This window comes from Streptomyces sp. NPDC032198 (assembly GCF_040636975.1).
GTDB lineage: Bacteria > Actinomycetota > Actinomycetes > Streptomycetales > Streptomycetaceae > Streptomyces.
This window is the reverse complement of sequence record NZ_JBEZVL010000014.1, coordinates 150,632-167,919: the sequence shown is the minus strand read 5'-3', so window position 1 is coordinate 167,919 and position 17,288 is coordinate 150,632. Positions and strand designations below refer to the sequence as shown.

11 protein-coding genes and 1 pseudogene are annotated in these 17,288 nt (G+C 68.8%); 3 read left to right on the top strand and 9 right to left on the bottom strand.

The features are described from left to right. Positions 1-6: 6 nt before the first annotated feature. From AB0E78_RS32625 to AB0E78_RS32615, 3 genes are read right to left on the bottom strand one after another with little or no spacing between them, the layout of a single operon-like run. Positions 7-957 (bottom strand): carbohydrate ABC transporter permease, encoded by a 951-nt coding sequence (locus tag AB0E78_RS32625; protein ID WP_361840236.1) that lies wholly within the window; start codon positions 955-957, stop codon positions 7-9. Continuing rightward, entirely contained in the window at positions 954-1,979 is a 1,026-nt protein-coding gene (locus AB0E78_RS32620; RefSeq protein WP_361840234.1) for an ABC transporter permease subunit, read from the bottom strand. Before AB0E78_RS32620 ends, AB0E78_RS32625 begins: the two co-directional genes overlap by 4 nt. 1 nt (position 1,980) lies before the next feature. After that, on the bottom strand, positions 1,981-3,666 hold the full coding sequence (locus tag AB0E78_RS32615) for an extracellular solute-binding protein (protein WP_361840232.1): 1,686 nt from the start codon (positions 3,664-3,666) through the stop codon (positions 1,981-1,983). Between the two features lie 317 nt (positions 3,667-3,983). Between AB0E78_RS32615 and AB0E78_RS32610 the strand changes: the two genes are divergently transcribed. Genes AB0E78_RS32610 through AB0E78_RS32600 form a run of 3 tightly spaced genes read left to right on the top strand, consistent with a single transcriptional unit; the run spans position 3,984 to position 10,002 of the window. Further along, positions 3,984-6,872, top strand: a complete 2,889-nt coding sequence (locus tag AB0E78_RS32610) for a glycoside hydrolase family 3 C-terminal domain-containing protein (protein ID WP_361840229.1) — start codon at positions 3,984-3,986, stop codon at positions 6,870-6,872. Further along, a complete protein-coding gene (gene yicI / locus AB0E78_RS32605; protein WP_361840226.1) occupies positions 6,869-9,139 on the top strand; it encodes an alpha-xylosidase in 2,271 nt (756 codons plus the stop codon). Before AB0E78_RS32610 ends, yicI begins: the two co-directional genes overlap by 4 nt. Before the next feature lie 32 nt (positions 9,140-9,171). Continuing rightward, entirely contained in the window at positions 9,172-10,002 is an 831-nt protein-coding gene (locus AB0E78_RS32600) for a pectate lyase (RefSeq protein ID WP_361840224.1), read from the top strand. Between the two features lie 69 nt (positions 10,003-10,071). Here the strand turns inward: AB0E78_RS32600 and AB0E78_RS32595 are convergent. The 6 genes and pseudogenes from AB0E78_RS32595 to AB0E78_RS32570 all read right to left on the bottom strand — a co-directional run. Further along, positions 10,072-11,109 (bottom strand): annotated as a pseudogene (locus AB0E78_RS32595) (glycoside hydrolase family 43 protein); the annotation flags it as partial. Between the two features lie 38 nt (positions 11,110-11,147). After that, positions 11,148-12,296: an aldose epimerase family protein gene (locus AB0E78_RS32590; RefSeq protein WP_361840221.1), complete on the bottom strand. Its 1,149-nt coding sequence runs from the start codon at positions 12,294-12,296 to the stop codon at positions 11,148-11,150. Positions 12,297-12,329: 33 nt separating this feature from the next. Beyond that, positions 12,330-13,559, bottom strand: coding sequence for a multiple monosaccharide ABC transporter permease (mmsB, locus tag AB0E78_RS32585; protein WP_361840219.1), 1,230 nt, complete (start codon positions 13,557-13,559; stop codon positions 12,330-12,332). 10 nt (positions 13,560-13,569) lie between these two features. Then, on the bottom strand, positions 13,570-15,108 hold the full coding sequence (gene mmsA / locus AB0E78_RS32580; RefSeq protein WP_361840518.1) for a multiple monosaccharide ABC transporter ATP-binding protein: 1,539 nt from the start codon (positions 15,106-15,108) through the stop codon (positions 13,570-13,572). Positions 15,109-15,125: 17 nt separating this feature from the next. Beyond that, positions 15,126-16,247, bottom strand: a complete 1,122-nt coding sequence (chvE, locus tag AB0E78_RS32575) for a multiple monosaccharide ABC transporter substrate-binding protein (protein ID WP_361840216.1) — start codon at positions 16,245-16,247, stop codon at positions 15,126-15,128. Between the two features lie 3 nt (positions 16,248-16,250). Then, complete coding sequence (locus AB0E78_RS32570) at positions 16,251-17,219, bottom strand: hypothetical protein (protein ID WP_361840214.1); 969 nt, start codon at positions 17,217-17,219, stop codon at positions 16,251-16,253. Positions 17,220-17,288: the final 69 nt, after the last annotated feature.

Sequence of the window (17,288 nt, the reverse complement as noted above, 5' to 3'; positions counted from 1 at the left end):
GTGGGGTCAGCCCTTCACTGCGCCGGTGAGCATGCCCTGCTTGAAATGCCGCTGCACGAACGGCGAGAGGACGGCGACCGGCAGGAGCGCGAGGACCATCACGGCCATCTGGATGGCGAGCGGCGACAGGTGCCCGGTGTTGATCGCCTGGGCCAGGCCCGTCGGCTTCTGCTGTTTGATCACCAGCTGCTGCATGACGTTCTGCAGCGGCATCATGTCCGGGTCGCTGAGGTAGATGGAGGCGTTGAACCACGCGCTCCAGTAGCCCACCGCGTAGAAGAGGGTGATGACCGCGATCACCGCGCGGGAGAGGGGCATCACGATCCGCCACAGGATGCGCAGGTCGCCGGCGCCATCGATGCGGGCGCTCTCGATCAGCTCCTGTGCCGTGCCCATGAAGAACGCCCGCAGGACGAGGATGTTGAAGACGTTCAGGGCGCTCGGCAGGATCAGCGACAGATAGGTGTCCGTGAGGCCGATGCCCTGCACCACCAGATAGGTGGGGATGAGCCCGGCGCCGAAGAACATCGTGGCGACGATCACCAGCAGGATCGGGCGGTGCAGGACCGATCCCGGCCGCGAGAGACCGTACGCGCACAGGACGGACACCACCATGCTGAAGAGCGTGCCGACGACCGTGACGCCCACGCTGACCAGCGTGGCCCGTGACACCTGGCCGCCGCCGAGCAGCTCCTGGTAGTGGACGAAGGTGACGCCCCGCGGGATCACCACCAGGCCGCCCGTCTCGGTGATGGTGGCGACCGAGGAGAGGCTGGTGACGACCACCACCCACACCGGGAAGACGACCGCCAGACAGACCAGGGTCAGGGTCACGCCCTTGGTCGCGAGTCCCGCCCGGGTCGGGGGCTCCTCCCACACCGGGCGCAGACCGGTGCGGCTGCCCGGCCTGATGCCGAAGCTGAGCAGGCCCGGCGCTCGTGCGTCACTTGGCTTCATCGCTTGTACACCCCCTGCTCGCCCATGAGGTGGGCGGCCTTGTTGGCGCCGAGCACCATCAGGAGGCCGAAGACGCCCTTGACGATGCCGATCGCGGCGCCGTAGCCGAAGTTGCCGTTGTCCAGGCCGGTGTTCCACACATAGGTGTCAAGGACCTCGGAGGCAGTGGGGCCCACGGCGGTCCGCTGGAGCAGGATCTGTTCGAAGCCGACCGTGAGCGCGTTGCCGACCTGGAGCACGAGGAGCAGCGCCACCACCGGTCGCAGCGCGGGCAGCTGGATGTGCCACATGCGCCGCCAGCGGTTCGCGCCGTCCATCGCCGAGGCCTCGTACAGGTCCGGGCTGACGGCGGCGAGCGCGGCGAGGAAGACGATGACGCCCCAGCCCGCGTCCTTCCAGACCATCTCGAAGGTGACCAGGAACTTGAACAGGCCCGGGTCGGTCATCAGGTCGAAGCCCTCGTGCCCGTGGTCCCGCAGGACCTGCGCGACGAGCCCCGCCCCGCCGAACATCTGCTGGAAGACCGTGATGACGAGGACCCAGGAGAAGAAGTGCGGCAGATAGAGGATCGCCTGCGCGACCGCCCGCACCCGGGGACGCACGAAGCTGTTGACGAACAGCGCGAGCGCGATCGGCAGCGGGAAGAACAGGGTCAGCTGGATCGCGAAGATCGCGAAGGTGTTCCTGACCGCCTGCCAGAACAGCCGGTCCTCGGCCATGTGCCGGAAGTGCTCGACACCGATCCAGGGGCTCTGCGTCATCGCCTGGAACGCGTTGTCGGCGATGTAGGGGTCGTAGTCCTGGAAGGCGACGACGTTGCCGATCAGCGGCACGTAGTTGAAGACGAAGAGGAGCAGCAGCGCGGGCAGCACCATCAGGAGCAGTACGCGGTCGCGGCGAAGACGGTGCCGCAGCGGGACGCGGGCCGCGGCCTTCTTCGTACGGGGCGGGTGTTCGGCGGGCGCCGCGGGCGGCGCTGTCCGCGAGGCGGTGTCGCGCGCGTGACTCGTGCTCTGGGCCATGTCAGGACGCCGAGTCGCCGGAGGCCCCGGTCTCGTCGAGCAGCTTCTTGTACCAGTCGCGCAGTTTGTCGCCGCCGCCCGACTTCCAGTCCGATGCCGCCCGCTGCATGTCGCTGACCTTCTTGCGGCCGCGCACGATGTCCTTCTCCAGGTCCTCGAACTCGGCGTCCAGTTCGGTGTACCGCGTCGGCTCGATGATCGTCATGCCGTGGAAGAGCGGCTTCTTCGTGTGCGCTCCCTGGCGCTGCTGCCAGCCGACCATGCCCTCGGTGACGTCCGGCAGATCGGGGTAGGCGACGAAGGGCGCGGGTGACGCCAGGTACTCGTACGTCGAGAAGACCTCGTTGTTTCCCTTGCCGTTCTTGGTGAGGACGCCGTCCTTGAACGTGTGGTGCACGCCCTCGACGCCGTACATGCGAAGCCGCTGCTCCTTCGAACCGTAGGGAGCGGCCGTGTAGTTGGCGAGGGCGAGGATGTCGCGGACGGTCGTCTCGTCGGCCTTCTCGCTGATGAACGTCCAGATGTCGGCGGGCGGACGCCCGTACATCGTGGGCGCGCCGCCGTCGGGGGCGAAGTAGTCGAACGCCTCCATGCGAAACCTCTTGTTGTCCACGCGCTGCACGGCCGTCTTGCCGTACCAGTCGGACAGGTCCTGGCAGTACATCCAGACCTTGCCCGCCGCGCACAGGTCGCCGATGTTGCCCGTCTCGGCCTTCGCGTCGGGGTGGACGAAGCCCGCCGAGTAGAGCTTGCGCGACCACTCGAGTGCTTCCAGGTGCTCGTCGCTCTCGTAGCGGTTGACGAGCTTGCCGTCGACGAGCTTCCAGTAGTACGGCTTCTCCGGCAGTACGCCGAAGATGTTCCAGGCCGCCCAGGTCATGTCGCCGCACGCCCACACCCTGCTCTTGGGGGCGTTGAGCTCCTTGCACAGGTCGTAGAACTCCTGCGCGCTCGTGGGCGCTTCGAGCCCCTCCTTCTCGAAGAGGTCGGTGCGGTAGAACGGCGCGATGTTCGGCGTGGTGGCGGAGGGCATCGGCAGGCCGCGCAGCTTGCCGCCGAAGATGGAGCGCTGCCAGGCGCCGCTCGGGATCGCCGCGAGGTTCGGGTAATCCTTGACCTTGTCGCCGCTCAGGTACGGGCCGAGGTCGGCGAACTTGTTGGCGATGGCGCTCGGTATCTTGCCGTTCAACTCCCAGCCGGGCACGACCACGGCGTCCGGCACACCGCTGGACGCGAGGACGGCGCCCAGCTTCTGGCCGTACGTGTCGCCCTGCTGGTTCTGCCACTTGACGCGGACACCGGCGGCCTTGTCCATCGCCGTCCAGTAGGGATTGCCCTGCTTGGGGACGTTCCCCCAGATCGGCGCCATGACGGTGAACTCCCCGCCCTTGCCCAGCTTCCGAGGCACCGACACCTTCAGCTCGGACGCGGGCAGGGCCTTGGTGAAGCCTGCCGCGGAACCGTTCTTGGCGGGGATGTCCGGGCTCGCCAGGTCCGACGCGGCATACGCCGGGAGCAGGTCCTTGAGCTGCTTGCCCGTCGTGGTGCCCTCGTTCTTCGACCCGCTGCCCCCGCAGGCCGCGAGCAGTGGCGCCCCGCCGGCCACGGCGAGCGCCGCCAGACCCGAGGAGGCGAGGAAAGATCTCCGGCTCGAACGGGAGCTGTCGGAGGGGGAGTTCGGCGTCATGGCGTCAACCCTTCGTGGCGCGTGCCCGGACACACGGCGGTCACCGCCGGTCGGCATTCGAAGCGCTTCGATGTTGCTGCGAGGTTAAGTGAAGGCATGGGTCCTCACAAGACTCGGTTCTGAATTACTCGCGGCGGCCCGGAGGTTGCGCGAAAACGCCAACTGGGCCTGGATCGCGGGGACCTCGCGTTCCTCTCCTTGACATGAACCCTGAGCGGCACAGAGCATCGAAGCGCTTCGAAGAATGCATCGCTCCTCAGCGCCCGCCGCACGCTGTTCGTCGCCCGTCGCCCGCCGCTCGTCAAGGGGATCCGCACGTGACCGCAAGCCCGCCACCGCTCCGCGACCCGGAACCACTGCCCTTCCACGACCCCGAACTGCCCCTGGACCAGCGCGTGGACGACCTGCTGTGCCGCCTGACGCCCACCGAACGCGTCGCGCTCCTGCACCAGTTCACGCCGGGCGTCGAACGGCTCGGCATCGCCCCGTTCCGCACCGGACAGGAAGCCCTGCACGGCGTCGCCTGGATGGGCCCCGCCACCGTCTTCCCGCAGGCCGTCGGCCTCGGCGCCACCTGGAACGACGATCTCGTCCGCCGCGTCGGCGAGGCCGTCGCCACCGAGGCGCGCGCCATGCGCGCACGGGACGACCGCGTCGGCCTCAACGTCTGGGCGCCCACGGTCAACCTCCTGCGCCACCCGCTGTGGGGCAGGAACGAGGAGGGCTACTCGGAGGACCCCCGGCTGACCTCCGCGATCGCCGTCGCGTACACCCGGGGCCTGCGCGGCGACCATCCGGACCACTGGCGCACCGCGCCCGTGCTCAAGCACTGGCTTGCGCACAACAACGAGACGCACCGGGACACGTCGTCGGCCTCCGTGCGCCCGCGCGTCCTGCACGAGTACGACCTGCGGGCCTTCCGCGCCGCCGTCGAGGAGGGCGCCGTGGCCGGGGTGATGCCCGCGTACAACCTGGTCAACGGCCGCCCCAACCACCTCTCGCCCTATCTGCGCGAGCACCTGCGCACCTGGACCGGCCAGGAACTGCTCGTCTGCTCCGACGCGGGCGCGCCGAGCAACCTCGTGGACTCCGAGAAGTACTTCGACACCCACGAGGAGGCCACCGCGGCGGCGCTCATCGCGGGCGTGGACAGCTTCACCGACCACGGCACGGACGCGAGCATCACCACCGGGCGCATACAACGAGCCCTGGATCAGGGGTTGGTGACCGAAGCGGACATCGACACGGCGGCCCGCCGTCACCTGTCCGTCCGCTTCCGGCTCGGCGAGTTCGACCCCGGCCAGGGGCCGTACGCCGACCCGGCATCGCACGCCTTCGACACCCCCGCACACCGCGCGCTCGCCCAGGAGGCCGCCGAGCAGGCCATCGTCCTGCTCAAGAACGACGGACTGCTCCCGCTGCCCGAAGGCACCCGGATCGCGGTCGTCGGACTCCTCGCCGACGCGTGCAAGACCGACTGGTACAGCGGCACCCTCATCCACCGCAGCACCCCTCTCGACGGACTGCGCGAGCGATTCGGTACCGACCACGTCACCTTCGCCGAAGGCGCGGACCGGGTACGCCTGAAGTGCGCGGCCGGATGGCTCCAGGTGCCGCACTCCGAGGACGACGGCCGGGCCCGGGACGCCGAGATCGCACTGGACCCCGCGCTGCTCGCGGGCCGCACCGACCTGGCGCCGCTGACCTGCGGCCCCGAGCCCGCCGAGTTCGCCCTCGTCGATTGGGGGGACGACACGTGGACGCTGCGCGCCCCCGACGGCCGCTATCTCTCGGTGGCCGACGACGGCTTCGTGCGCGCGTCGGCGGACCAGCCCGGCGGCTGGGTCGTACAGGAGACGTTCGCGCTGGTCGGCCACGGGGACGGGTACCTCATCGAGCACAGGGGGACGGGTGGATACGTCTCTGTCGCCGCCGACGGCGTGAAGGTTGCCGACGAGCCGGAGGTCTTCACCGTCGACGTCCTGGAACGCGGCGAGGACGCCGTGGCCCGGGCCGCGGCGGAGGCCGACGCGGTGATCGTCGTCGCCGGGAACGACCCCCACATCAACGGCCGCGAGACCGAGGACCGCGGCACGCTCGCCCTGCCGCTCCACCAGGACCGGCTGTGGCGCGCGGCCCGGGCCGCCAACCCCCGCACCGCGCTGGCCCTGGTCTCCGCCTACCCCTACGCGGTCACCGACGCCCACCACCAGCTCCCCGCGCTGCTGTGGACCGCGCACGGCGGACAGGCCGCGGGCACCGCGCTCGCCCGGGTCCTCGCGGGTGACGTCTCCCCGGCAGGACGCCTCCCACAGACCTGGTACGCCGCCGACAGCGACCTCCCGGACCTGTTCGACTACGACATCATCGGCTCCCGGCAGACCTACCTCTACTTCGACGGCGCCCCGCTCTACCCCTTCGGGCACGGCCTCGGCTACTCCTCCTTCGCGTACGAGGACCTGGTGGCCGCACGCGAAGGGGAGGGGCTGCGCGTCGCGTTCACCGTCACCAACACCGGGGCCGTCGCCGCGGACGAGGTGGCCCAGCTCTACACCCGGGCACCTCGGGACGCCGCGGCGGCCTTCGCCCTGCCGCACCGCCGGCTCGCCGCGCACCGCCGCGTCCACCTCGCGGCCGGAGACTCCCGCCGCCTGGAGTTCCCACTACCCGTGGCCGACCTCGGGTTCTGGGACGTGCGCCACGACCGCTGGGCCGTGGCGCCGGGCGCGTACGAGATTCTTGCCGGGGCCTCCAGCGCCGACATCCGGCTGTCCGCGACCCTCGACGTCGAGGGCGCCCCGATCGCCGCGAGGCCGGTGCGGAGGGCGGGTCTGGCGGCGACCGGCTACGACGAACAGACCGGAACCGAGATCGTCGACTACTCCCGGACGGCCGGAGAAGCCGTACGGCCACAGGACGGCGGCATCGGTGAACTGCTCTTCCGCGCCTGCGACTTCGGCGACGGCGAACACGGTGTCCGCAGCGTCGCGGTCGAGGTGGCGGGCGGAGGCGCCGTCGACCTCATCTCGGGCAGCACCGCCACCACCATCACCGTCCCCGCGACCGGCGGTGTCTACGACTACGCCCCGCACGCCTCCGGCTTCACCGTCTCCGGGGTGCGCGATCTGCGCGTACGGCTGCGCGGCCCCCTGCGGCTGGCACGGCTCACCTTCAGCGCCACCGACCGGCCGAAGGAGACCGCATGAAGTTCACCGACGGCTTCTGGCTGATGCGCGACGGGGTACGCGCCTCGTACGCGACCGACGTGCGCGAGGTGAGGGAAGGCGCAGGGCGGTTCACCGCATACGCGGCCGTCCACCGGGTCCGCGAGCGCGGCGACACCCTCAACACCCCGCTCATCACCGTCGAATGCTTCTCGCCCGCCGAAGGCGTGATCGGTGTCCGGGCGACCCATCACGCGGGAAAGGCCGCCCACGGACCGGAGTTCGGCCTGAACACCACCGAGGGTGCGGGAAGGCTCCACCGCGAGGGCACCGTCACCGAACTCACCAGCGGCCCGCTCACCGTACGTCTGGACAGTGACCAACCCTGGGGCCTCGAATTCCTCGGCGCCGACGGACAGCGGCTGACGGCCGTCGAACGCAGAGGCACCGGCTTCGCCACCGCGCCCGACGGAAGCCACCACATGATCGGCCAACTCGCTCTGAGCGTGGGGGAGTACATCTACGGCCTCGGCGAACGCTTCACCCCGTATGTCAAGAACGGCCAGAACGTCGAGATCTGGCAGGCCGACGGCGGCACCAGCAGCGAGCAGGCCTACAAGAACATCCCCTTCCACCTCTCCTCGCGCGGCTACGGCGTCTTCGTCAACCACCCCGGCAAGGTCTCCTACGAGATCGGCTCCGAGTCAGTCGGCCAGGTCCAGTTCAGCGTCGAGGACCAGTCGATCGAGTACTACGTCATCGCGGGACCCACGCCCAAGGACGTCCTGCGCCGCTACACCGCCCTCACCGGGCGTCCCGCGCTGCCGCCCGCCTGGTCGTTCGGCCTGTGGCTGACGACCTCCTTCTGCACGCCCTACGACGAGGAGACCGTCATGGCCTTCGTCGACGGCATGGCCGAGCGCGACATCCCGCTCGGCGTCTTCCACTTCGACTGCTTCTGGATGCGCGAATACCAGTGGACCGACTTCCGCTGGGACCCGGAGGTCTTCCCCGACCCCGAGGGCATGCTGCGCAGGCTCCGCGAACGCGGCCTGCAGGTCAGCGTGTGGATCAACCCGTACATCGCGCAGAAGTCCGCGCTCTTCGCCGAGGCCGCGGCCGAGGGGTACCTCGTGAGACGGCCGAACGGAGACATCTGGCAGTGGGACCTCTGGCAGCCCGGCATGGCCCTCGTGGACTTCACGAATCCGGCCGCACGCCAGTGGTACGCGGACCACCTGCGCACTCTCCTCGACCAGGGCGTCGATTGCTTCAAGACCGACTTCGGCGAACGTGTCCCCACCGACGTCGTCTGGCACGACGGCTCGGACCCCGAGCGCATGCACAACTACTACGCGCAGCTCTACAACAGCACGGTCTTCGAACTCCTGGAGAAGGAGCGCGGCCCGGGGGACGCGGTCCTCTTCGCCCGCTCCGCGACGGCAGGCGGCCAGCAGTTCCCGGTGCACTGGGGCGGCGACTGCTACGCCTCGCTCGGTGCCATGGCCGAGTCGCTGCGCGGCGGCCTCTCCCTCTCGCTCTCCGGCTTCGGCTTCTGGAGCCACGACATCGGAGGCTTCGAGGGCACCCCGGACCCCGCCGTGTTCAAGCGCTGGCTCGCCTTCGGCCTGCTCTCCACACACAGCCGCCTGCACGGCAACGTCTCGTACCGGGTGCCGTGGGCGTTCGGCGACGAAGCGGTCGACGTGACCCGCAAGTTCACCCGGCTCAAGCACCGCCTCATGCCGTATCTGTACGCGGCCGCCGTCGAGGCCCACCGCACGGGCGTCCCCGTCATGCGCCCGATGCTCCTGGACTTCCCCGACGACCCTGCCTGCCGCACCCTGGACCGCCAGTACATGCTCGGCCCCGACCTCCTGGTCGCCCCCGTCTTCACCGCCGAGGGGGACGTCGAGTTCTACCTGCCCGCAGGCACCTGGACCCACCTCCTGACCGGCGAGACCGTCCGGGGCCCGGGATGGCGGCGCGAGACCCACGGCTTCGACAGCCTCCCCCTGTACGTACGCCCCGGCGCGCTGCTCCCGCTCGGCGCCGACGACCGGCGCCCCGACGGCGACTGGCTCCAGGACCTCACGCTCCTGGTCACGCCGGACACGGAGGACGGCACGGAGATCACCGTGCCCGATCTGCAGGGCCGTCCCGCGGTGGTCTTCCGCGCCGTACGGGAGGGCGCCGGCGTCCGGGTCATCTCGGAGGGGAGCGATCGCGCCTTCACGTTCCGCACGGTGGCGGATTGGCCGGATCCGAGCGGCAACCCTTCGGCGAGCGGCGGCGACAAGGACATGTAAGCCGTTCACCACCGAAGGAATGATCCGGGAACATGACCCCACGAGCGAACAAGCGCGTCCGTCATCGCCGAGGCCTCACCAAGCGCCGTGCCGTCATAGGCGGCGTCGCCGCGCTCGGCATGACCGCCGCCGCCCTCCTCACCAGCACGATGATGTCGACCGCAGGCGCGGCCACTGCCTGGCCCCAGGCGAAGGGCGAGAAGCCGACGTCGAAGACCATCGAGGTGTCCGGCACCTACGACGGTGGCCTCAAGCGCCACTACGGCACCGGAGACCTGGGCGGCGACGGCCAGGACGAGGGCCAGGACCCGATCTTCACGCTGAAGGACGGCGCGGTCCTCAAGAACGTCATCCTCGGCTCGCCGGCCGCGGACGGAGTCCACTGCCAGGGCAGCTGCACGCTGCGGAACGTGTGGTGGGAGGACGTCGGCGAGGACGCGGCCACCTTCAAGGGAACGTCGGCGGGCTCGACCTACACCGTCTACGGCGGCGGCGCGAAGAAGGCCGACGACAAGGTCTTCCAGTTCAACGGCGCGGGCAAGCTCGTCGTCACGAAGTTCCAGGTCTCCGACTTCGGCAAGCTGGTGCGCGCCTGCGGCAACTGCTCCAAGCAGTACCAGCGGAACATCATCGTGAACGACGTCGACATCACCGCCCCCGGCAAGTCGATCGTCGGCATCAACACCAACTACGGCGACACGGCCGCGCTGCGCAACATCCGCATCCACGGCGACAGCAACAAGAAGATCGCCACCTGCGACCGCTTCACCGGCAACAACACCGGTGCCGAGCCCCCCAAGACGGGCACGGGCCCCGACGGCAAGTACTGCAAGTTCACGGCTGCGGACATCAGCTACAAGTAACGGCACACAGTAGTGCGGCACGACCCCCCCCGGGCCGTGCCGCACTGCTGTGTCAGGTGCTCACGTGCCCAGCAACCGGTCGTACTCGGCCTGGGTCACCGGCAGGACCGTGCCGTGCCGGGCGCCCGCGGGCAGGCCGGCGTTCTTCGTCTCGGTCCACTTGCCCGACGCGAGATCCGTCGTCTCGAAGAGGACGTAGCCGCGCCCGCCGAACTCGTCGATGAGCATGTACCACTTGTCCCCGGTGTTGGATCTGAAGACCGCGGGCCCCTCACCCCGGTCGATCACGCCCTTGCCGATGCAGTCGGCCACGAAGTCGTACGACGTGTCCGTCAGGCTCCTGGACCTCTCCGCGGTGATGAACTTCGAGCAGGGGGTGCCGGAGGCGGGATCCCGCTCGTCCTTGGTGAAGCGGTAGTAGTCACGGCCGTCCTTGACCACCGTGGAGTCGATCACCGAATAGCCCGGGTCGTTCCACACCTTGGGCTTGCCGAAGGTGCGGAAGTCCTTCGTCGTCGCGTACAGCATCTTGTTGTACGTCGATCCTGTGTGGTCCGGGTCGTCGGCGCCGTAGACCTTGGAGGCCCAGAAGACGACGTACGCCTTCAGTTCCTCGTCGTAATAGGCCTCCGGAGCCCAGGTGTTGCCGGCCGTGTCCGGGGCGACCTTCACCAGGCGCTGGTCGGTCCAGTGGACCAGGTCGGTGGACTCCCACACCATGATGGACTTGCTGCCGGTGCGCTGCACCTGGTCCCAGCTGCCGCCGCTTCCCCCGTACATCCGCAGATCGGTGGCGATCTGATAGAACTTGTCGCCCTTCGGGGAGCGGATGATGAACGGGTCGCGCAGGCCCTTCGTGCCGAGCTGCGAGGTCAGGACGGGCTTGCCGCCGTTCAACTCCTGGTACCGCGTGGGGTCGTTGCCGCGGCTGAGGGCCATGCGGATCTGCTCGCCGTCCGCGGTGCCCTCGCCGGTGAAGTAACTGAACAGGTAGCCCGCGTACTTCGCCTTCGCCTTCACAGGAGCCGGGCCCGGGTGCGCCGCCGCCGGAGCGGCGAGCAGCCCGGCCAGCAGGGCAAGCAGCGGGATCAGAATTCTTGGGCGCACGGTGTGCAAGGTGTGTCCTCTCGGGGCCAGGGCGCGGCTCAGCGCGCCGAGAAGCTGTGCACCGTGCTGGACCGGTATGTCTGGCCGGGCCGCAGCACCGTCGAGGGGAACTTCGGCTGGTTGGGGGAGTCCGGGAAGTGCTGGGTCTCCAGGCAGAGACCGTCGCTCTGCCGGTAGGTGCGCCCCGAGGGCCCGGTGAGGGTTCCGTCCAGGAAGTTCCCCGAGTAGAACTGCACGCCCGGCTCGGTCGTGGCGATCTTCAGGGTGCGCCCCGACTCCGGGTCCCGCAGCGTCGCGAAGTGCTCGGGGCGCTTCGTGATGCCCTTGTCCAGGACCCAGTTGTGGTCGAAGCCCTTGGCGGTCACCAGCTGCTCGTGCGAGACCCGGATGTCCTCGCCGACCGTCTTCGCACGCCGGAAGTCGAAGGGCGTGCCCGCCACCTTCGCCAGCTCACCCGTCGGGATGAGACCGGCGTCGGTGGGGGTGAACCGGGCCGCGGCCAGGGCCAGTTCATGGCCGAGGATGTCGCCGCTGCCCTCGCCGGCGAGGTTGTAGTACGTGTGGTTCGTCAGGTTCACCACGGTGGCCTTGTCCGTGGTCGCCTTGTAGTCGATGCGCCAGTCGCCGCGCGCGGTGAGCGTGTACGTCACGGTCACCCGCAGCGTTCCGGGGTAGCCCATCTCGCCGTCGACGCTCGTGTAATGCAGACGCAGGCCGACGCCGGTCGAGTCCGTGAACGGATCGACGTCCCACACCCGCGTGTTGAAGCCCTTGGCCCCGCCGTGCAGGCTGTTCTCGCCGTCGTTCACGGAGAGCTGGTGGGTCGTGCCGTCCAGGGTGAAGCGGCCCTTGGCGATGCGGTTGCCGTAGCGGCCGATGAGGGCGCCGAAGAACGTCGTCCCGGCGACGTAGGCCTCGATGGTGTCGTAGCCGAGGGAGACGTTGGTGTACCGGCCGTGCTGGTCCGGGAGTTCCAGGGACTGCACGATGCCGCCGTACGAAAGGACCTTCATACGGGTGCCGCCGTTGGCCAGGGACCAGCGGTACACCTTGGTGCCGTCGGCCAGCTTGCCGAAGAGCTCCTTGGTGGGCGTGCGGCCCGCCGAGGCGTACGAGGTGCCCGCGACGCCGGCGGTGAGTCCGACGGCGGCGGCCGAGGCCAGGACGGTGCGTCTGCTCGTTTCCATGTGCATCTCCAGACAGGGAAGGTGGGGAGAGGACTAGCGACCGACCTTGCGCTTGTTCCAGACGTCGAAACCGACGGCGGCGAGCAGCACCAGGCCCTTGATGACCTGCTGGTAGTCAGTGCCGATGTTGACCAGGGACATGCCGTTGTTGAGGACGCCGAGCACCAGGCCGCCGATCACGGCGCCCATCACCGTGCCCACACCGCCGCTCATCGACGCGCCGCCGATGAACGAGGCGGCGATCGCCTCCAGTTCGAAGTTCAGGCCCGCCTGCGGGGTGCCCGCGTTCAGACGTGCCGCGTACACACAGCCCGCGAGCGCGGCGAGCACACCCATGTTCACGAAGATCAGGAAGGTGACGCGCTTGTCCTTGACGCCGGACAGCTTCGCCGCCGCCTTGTTGCCGCCGAGGGCGTAGACGTGGCGTCCGACGACCGCGTTGCGCATCACGTAGCCGAGGGCGATGAGGAGGCCGCACATGATGAGCAGCACGACGGGCACGCCGTGGAAGCTCGCGAGGGTCAGCGTGAAGGCGATGACGGCGGCGGAGATCGCCACCAGCTTGGCCACCCACAGGCCCGTCGGTGTCACGTCGAGGTCGTAGGCGAGCTGCTGCTTGCGGCTGCGCCACTCACGGAAGAGCAGGAACGCGACCGTCACGAGGCCCAGCACGAGGGTCGGGTTGTGGTACTGCGTGTACGGGCCCATCTCGGGGATGAACCCCTTGGCGATGTTCTGGAAGCCCTCGGGGAACGGCGAGAGCGACTGGCCCTCCAGGACGATCTGCGTGAGACCGCGGAAGAGCAGCATGCCGGCCAGGGTCACGATGAACGACGGGATGCCGACGTAGGCGATGAAGAAGCCCTGCCACGCTCCGGCGACCGCGCCGATGAGGAGCGACAGGACGAGTGCGAGCACCCAGGGCATGTCGTGTTTGACCATCATCACCGCCGACATGGCGCCGACGAAGGCGACCAGTGAGCCGACGGACAGGTCGATGTGCCCGGCGATGATGACGATCATCATGCCGATGGCCAGGATGAGGATGTAGCCGTTCTGCTGGATCAGGTTGGAGACGTTGTTCGGCAGGAGCAGCGTGCCGTCGGTCCAGATCTGGAACAGGACGACGATGAAGGCCAGGGCGACGAGCATGCCGTACTGGCGCATGTTGGAGCGCACGCTCTGCAGCAGCAGATCACGGGCGGATTCCTTGGCGGGCGGCGTGGACGAGGTGTCGCGTGGTGGCGTGGTCGTGGTGGTCATGGCGGATGCCTCAGCTTCTGTTCTTGGTCATGTGGCGCATCAGGAGTTCCTGGGTGGCGTCCGCGCGGTCGACCTCACCGGTCAGCCGGCCCTCGGCCATCGTGTAGATCCGGTCGCACATCCCGAGCAGCTCGGGCAGTTCGGAGGAGATGAACAGCACCGCCTTGCCCGAGGCCGCCAGCTTGTCGATGACGGTGTAGATCTCGTACTTGGCGCCGACGTCGATGCCGCGCGTCGGCTCGTCGAGGATCAGCACCTCGGGGTCGGCGTGGATCCACTTGCTCAGGACGACCTTCTGCTGATTGCCGCCGGAGAGCCGCCCCACCTGCTCGAACACGGTGGGGGCCTTGATGTTCATCGACTTGCGGTAGCGCTCGGAGACGGAGCGTTCCTGGTGCTCGTCGACGAACCCGTCCCGGCGCCGCATGCCCGAGAGCGAGGCGAGGGAGATGTTCCGGTTGATGTTGTCGATGAGGTTCAGGCCGTACGTCTTGCGGTCCTCGGTGACGTACGCGATCCCGGCGTCGACCGCCGCGGGCACGTTCTTCGTCACGACCTCGCGCCCGCCGACGGCCACCGTGCCGGCGACGTACTGACCGTAGGAACGCCCGAAGACGGACATCGCGAGCTCCGTGCGGCCCGCGCCCATCAGGCCCGCGATGCCGACGATCTCGCCGCGCCGCACGGTCAGCGACACGTCGTCGACGACCTTGCGCTGGTGGTCGACCGGATGCCGCACCGTCCAGCCCCGCACGGACAGGGCAAGGGCTCCCGCGTCCTCGCCCTCGTAGGACGTGCGGTCGGGGAAGCGGTGGTCGAGGTCGCGGCCGACCATCCCGCGGATGATGCGGTCCTCGGCCACCTGCGGTTCGGACGACGGGGTCTCACGGACCGTCAGGGTCTCGATGGTCCGTCCGTCGCGCAGGATCGTCACCGAGTCGGTGATGGCCCGGATCTCGTTCAGCTTGTGCGAGATGATGATGCAGGCGATGCCCTGGTCGCGCAGCTCCAGGATGAGGTCGAGCAGCTTGGCGCTGTCCTCGTCGTTCAGCGCGGCCGTCGGCTCGTCCAGGATGAGCAGCTTCACCTCCTTGGACAGGGCCTTGGCGATCTCCACGAGCTGCTGCTTGCCCACGCCGATGTCGGCCACCGGGGTCTGCGGCTTCTCGCTCAGGCCGACCCGCTTGAGCAGGGCGCTGGCCCTGCGCAGCGTGTCGTTCCAGTCGATGAAGCCGTGGCTGCTCTGTTCATTGCCCAGGAAGATGTTCTCGGCGATGGACAGATACGGGACGAGCGCCAGCTCCTGATGGATGATCACGATGCCGTGCTTCTCGCTGGCGCGGATGTCCTTGAAGGCCATCCGCCGGCCCTCGAAGTGGATCTCGCCGTCGTAACTGCCGTGCTCGTGGACGCCGCTGAGGACCTTCATCAGTGTCGACTTGCCCGCGCCGTTCTCGCCGCAGATCGCGTGGATCTCCCCGGGGCCCACGGTCAGATTCACGTCGGAGAGCGCCTTGACGCCGGGGAACGTCTTGGTGATGTTGCGCATCTCCAGCACGGGCGCGCTCACTTGAGCTGCCCAGCCTTGAAGTAGCCCTCGTCGACCAGGAGTTGTGTGTTGGACTTGTCCACGCTGACCGGATCGAGGAGGAAGGACGGCACGGTCTTCTTGCCGTTGTTGTAGTCCTTGGTGTTGTTGACCTTCGGCTTCTTGTCGTTCAGGACCGCGTCGCCCATGGACACCGCCCGCGCTGCCAGCTTGCGGGTGTCCTTGAACACCGTCTGCGTCTGCTCGCCCCGGATGATGGACTTCACCGACGCCAGCTCCGCGTCCTGCCCCGTGATCACCGGCAGCGGCTCGCTCTTGGAGCCGTACCCCGCGCTCTTCAGCGCGGAGATGATCCCGATCGAGATCCCGTCGTACGGCGAGAGGACCGCGTCGACCTTCGCCGAGCCGTAGTTCTTGCTGATCAGGTCATCCATGCGCTTCTGCGCGGTGCCGCCGTCCCAGTCCAGCGTGGTGGCCTGGTTCATCTTCGTCTGCTTGCTGCGGACGGTGAGCTGGCCGCTCTTGAAGTACGGCTCGAGCACCTTCATGGCGCCGTTCCAGAAGTACTTCGTGTTGTTGTCGTTCGGCGAACCCGCGAACAGCTCTATGTTGTGCGTGTCGCCGCCCTTCTCCGGCTTGCCCAGCTTCAGCTTGTCGACGATGTACTGGGCTTGCAGACGGCCGACACGCTCGTTGTCGAACGACGCGTAGTAGTCGACGTTCTCCGTGCCGAGGATGAGGCGGTCGTACGAGATCACGGGGATGCCCGCGTCGTGCGCGCGCTGGAGGACCTCGCTGAGCGCGGAGCCGTCGATGGCGGCTACCACGAGGAGGCTGCGCCCCTTGGTGATCATGTTCTCCAGCTGGGCGATCTGGTTCTCGACCTTGTTGTCGCCGTACTGCAGATCGGTCTTGTATCCGGCCTTCTTGAACTGCTTGGCCATGTTGTTGCCGTCGGCTATCCACCGCTCGGAGGCCTTGGTGGGCATCGCGAGGCCGATGGTGCTGCCCTTGCCCTCGTCCGGCTGGTAGCGGCTGCCGCCCTTGGCCTCCTGGCCGCAGGCGGTCAGCGAGCCGAGCAGGACGGCGGTGGCCACGGCCGCCGTGAGACGTACTTTTCTGGATATGCGGGTGCTCATGGGTCAGTCCCCTTCCGGGACGGGGAAGCGCTGGAGGTCGCCGGGCAGGCGCGATCCGAGCGGCGACATTCCGCCGTCCGCTCCGTGCCGGGCGAGCAGGTCGAGGGCGAGGCGGCCCCGGCGTACCCGCTCGCGGGCGGTGTCCAGGGTGTGGTCGCGCAGGTGGGCACCGTAGGGATAGATGCCGGGGGACTTGCTCAGGCCGAACTTGAGGTAGAGCGGGGCACCGCGCCGGATCAGCTCGGCCGCCTCGTACATCCGGACGTAGCCGCCGAGGTCGTCGGGCGCCTCGATGTACAGGTCCATCGGGGCGCGGCTTGCCCGGCGGATCTCCGTGAGGTGGTCGAGGGTGAGGTCGGAGGGGATGTTGAGCGAATCGGCGCCGAGCCGCTCGTAGACCGCGTACGAGGCCGGGTTGACCGGTCCGATCAGGGCCGACACCTTGAACGTGGTGTCGGCGGGCAGCACACCGGCCACCCGCAGCCGGTGCAGCGTCCACAGCACGCCCTCGTCGGCGACGAGCAGGCAGCGCACCCCCAGCTCCGTGGCGCGCACGGCGTCCTCGACGCATCCGGCGAGCGCGTCATGGCCGCGCGAACGAAGGCCGCCGCCACCGGAGTCGGTGCGGGTCGCCGCGCCGATGTCCCAGGTGCCGCGCGGCCCGGTGAACAGGCAGAGCTCGATGTCCCGTTCGGCGCAGGCCTCCACCATCTCGGTGATCTCGTCGTCGGAGAGCATCCAGATGCCGCTGCCCTGGCTGATCCGGTGGATCGGCACGTCGAGCCGCGAGCTCTCCTTGAGGACGACGGCCAGCGCCTCGGGTCCTTCCACGGAGGGGATCTCGGTGCGCCAGGTGCCACCGTCGGGAAACGCGTGCGGGGACGCGTCGGCCGGGTCGATGGCGGGTACGGGGTGCCCGATGCGGGCGAGGGCGTCGACGCCGGGGCGGCGGGGTGCTGACGGGCTGGTCACGGGACTCCCATACGCTGTGAATGCTGCTGTGTTCGATATTTCGTACGTTGGCCGGTTCGGTGGGCGGAC

Excerpts from the sequence above, each read along its gene's own strand:
- AB0E78_RS32625 (WP_361840236.1), bottom strand. The coding sequence starts at position 957 with ATGAAGCCAAGTGACGCACGAGCGCCGGGCCTGCTCAGCTTCGGCATC.
- AB0E78_RS32620 (WP_361840234.1), bottom strand. The coding sequence starts at position 1,979 with ATGGCCCAGAGCACGAGTCACGCGCGCGACACCGCCTCGCGGACAGCG.
- AB0E78_RS32615 (WP_361840232.1), bottom strand. The coding sequence starts at position 3,666 with ATGACGCCGAACTCCCCCTCCGACAGCTCCCGTTCGAGCCGGAGATCT.
- yicI (WP_361840226.1), top strand. The coding sequence starts at position 6,869 with ATGAAGTTCACCGACGGCTTCTGGCTGATGCGCGACGGGGTACGCGCC.
- AB0E78_RS32600 (WP_361840224.1), top strand. The coding sequence starts at position 9,172 with ATGACCCCACGAGCGAACAAGCGCGTCCGTCATCGCCGAGGCCTCACC.
- AB0E78_RS32590 (WP_361840221.1), bottom strand. The coding sequence starts at position 12,296 with ATGGAAACGAGCAGACGCACCGTCCTGGCCTCGGCCGCCGCCGTCGGA.
- mmsB (WP_361840219.1), bottom strand. The coding sequence starts at position 13,559 with ATGACCACCACGACCACGCCACCACGCGACACCTCGTCCACGCCGCCC.
- mmsA (WP_361840518.1), bottom strand. The coding sequence starts at position 15,108 with ATGCGCAACATCACCAAGACGTTCCCCGGCGTCAAGGCGCTCTCCGAC.
- chvE (WP_361840216.1), bottom strand. The coding sequence starts at position 16,247 with ATGAGCACCCGCATATCCAGAAAAGTACGTCTCACGGCGGCCGTGGCC.